Source organism: Bartonella sp. AD328YNZD (genome assembly GCF_042196425.1).
In genome coordinates, this window is record NZ_JBHIQG010000414.1 from 1 (window position 1) to 1,891 (window position 1,891).

Genomic DNA, 1,891 nt, shown 5'->3' on the forward strand with positions numbered 1-1,891 from the left:
AAAATTTACACAAACATTTTTTGGGATTTTGGGAAAATTTATCCCGTTGTGTCGTAAAATATCATCATTGATGGCAAAGATATAATTGGTGGCAATAATATAAGTTCCGTAAACATGAGGTATTTTTAATTGAGAGCATGTGAATACGGAGTTTATTATAGTGCCTCATGGGATAGAGCGTGGTGTGCACTATCGTGTGATGTTAGCTTGCATTTTAATCAGAGATCAGCTGTAAAATGGCTTTCTGTTTTATCGAGGTTAGGACTCTAAATTTTTTGAGCAGAAGATATTCCTCTGTACTTGATATAACTTCATCATGGTGGTACGGAGGCTGTGGTTTTGTTAAAATATCCGCATAGAAAAAGGAAACTGGAACATTGAGAATATCGGCAATTTCTTTTAAACGCCCTGCGCTGACACGATTTAAGCCGTTTTCATATTTCTGGATTTGTTGGAAGGTGACACCTAAATGTTGACCTAATGTTTTTTGAGATATCTTCAACATTTTTCGTTTCAAACGAATCTTTTTGCCAATGAAAATGTCAATATTAAGATTTTTGGCTTGCATTTTAAAGCCCCCTCCGAGTGCGAGCGCCCTCGCATGAGTATTCCGGGAGTCTAAAAACACTGAACTCAAATCAGCATTTTGCTTTTAGTGCTGAAAGCACTTGGACATAGCAAAATCTCCCGGAATTCCGGGATACCCGCAAAGCGGGGTCAATTCATGTTTGAGTTTTCGGGTTTTTAGATCCCTATTGGTCGTTGCGTATGCGACCAAAACACTTTTCAAGTCATAAAGTAATTTCGGGGGATTAGCAATAAAAATAGTTTTTTAATAAGAGTCGGCGTGTTTTTCGTCCAAGCAAAAAATGCCTAGGGGGGGCTGTTTTGTAAAATACGCATGAATGCTTATGAACAGAATGCATTATCACATAATGTTAGCGTATCTGCTCATCAGAGAGCAGCTGTAAAATGGCTCTTTGTTTTATCGAGGTTAGAACTCTAAATCTTTTGAGCAGCAGGTATTCTTTTGTACTTGATGCGATTTCATCATGAGAGTACGGGGGCAGTTGTTTTGTTAAGATATCAGCATAGAAAAAGAGAAGTGGAACATTTGAGATAGCGGCAATTTATTTTAAACGCCCTATGCTGACACGATTTAATCCGTTTTCATATTTCTGGATTTGTTGGAAAGTGGCACCTAAATGTTGACCTAATGTTTTTTGAGACATTTTAAGCATTTTTCGTCTCAAACGAATTTTTTTGCCAATGAATTTGCCACTGAAAATGTCGTTATAAGGATTTTTACCAAGACCCTAGAAAATGCTACACGGGATATAGAAAACTCTTCAGCTGCTTCAATCACAGATAGTCCAAGTTTTGCATTTACATCTTCGCGTAACAATTCGCTAGGGTGTGGGGCATTTTTCATTATTTTTAGTATTCTTCTTTTCTTAAATCTTAAAGCTATAATTTACACTATTTTGTATTGTCACAATCTATAATAAAATTTATCCACTCTGGCTAGAATGAGGGTTTTTATTGAGATGCAAATCTCTTTGCCTTTCGCAAGAGCTTTTAAGTCTTTACGTGTAAAATATAGAGAATGTTTACATTAAATAGCGGGTTCATTTGGGCTGAGTACTTATATGAGCACGTAGTTCTCCGTTCACACTATACTGAAAAAGAGACACTATAGTGCTACTATTTAATTTTACTCTATACCTCAAATTCACACCCATGTTTTGTTGCTTTTGAGGTTGATCTGTATAGATCACATTATATCCATTCCGTCGCAACAGATTGATAAATAAAGGAGTAAAGTTGTCTGCTGTATTATTTTTCTTTATAAGAAATGTGGTTGTAGCTGGTGGTAGAGGTCTCTTGATAT

General features: G+C 36.2%; 2 protein-coding genes and 2 pseudogenes. All 4 read right to left on the reverse strand.

Annotated features, from left to right (window positions below; genetic code table 11):
* Positions 1-214: 214 nt before the first annotated feature.
* Entirely contained in the window at positions 215-568 is a 354-nt protein-coding gene (locus ACFIO3_RS12355; RefSeq protein WP_375704546.1) for a helix-turn-helix domain-containing protein, read from the reverse strand.
* Between the two features lie 370 nt (positions 569-938).
* Positions 939-1,289, reverse strand: a pseudogene (locus ACFIO3_RS12360) (helix-turn-helix domain-containing protein).
* Entirely contained in the window at positions 1,250-1,432 is a 183-nt protein-coding gene (locus ACFIO3_RS12365) for a hypothetical protein (RefSeq protein WP_375606555.1), read from the reverse strand. Before ACFIO3_RS12365 ends, ACFIO3_RS12360 begins: the two are co-directional and overlap by 40 nt.
* A gap of 196 nt (positions 1,433-1,628) precedes the next feature.
* A pseudogene (locus tag ACFIO3_RS12370) lies at positions 1,629-1,891 on the reverse strand (hypothetical protein); the annotation flags it as partial.

Excerpts from the sequence above, each read along its gene's own strand:
- ACFIO3_RS12365 (WP_375606555.1), bottom strand. The coding sequence starts at position 1,432 with ATGAAAAATGCCCCACACCCTAGCGAATTGTTACGCGAAGATGTAAAT.
- ACFIO3_RS12355 (WP_375704546.1), bottom strand. The coding sequence starts at position 568 with ATGCAAGCCAAAAATCTTAATATTGACATTTTCATTGGCAAAAAGATT.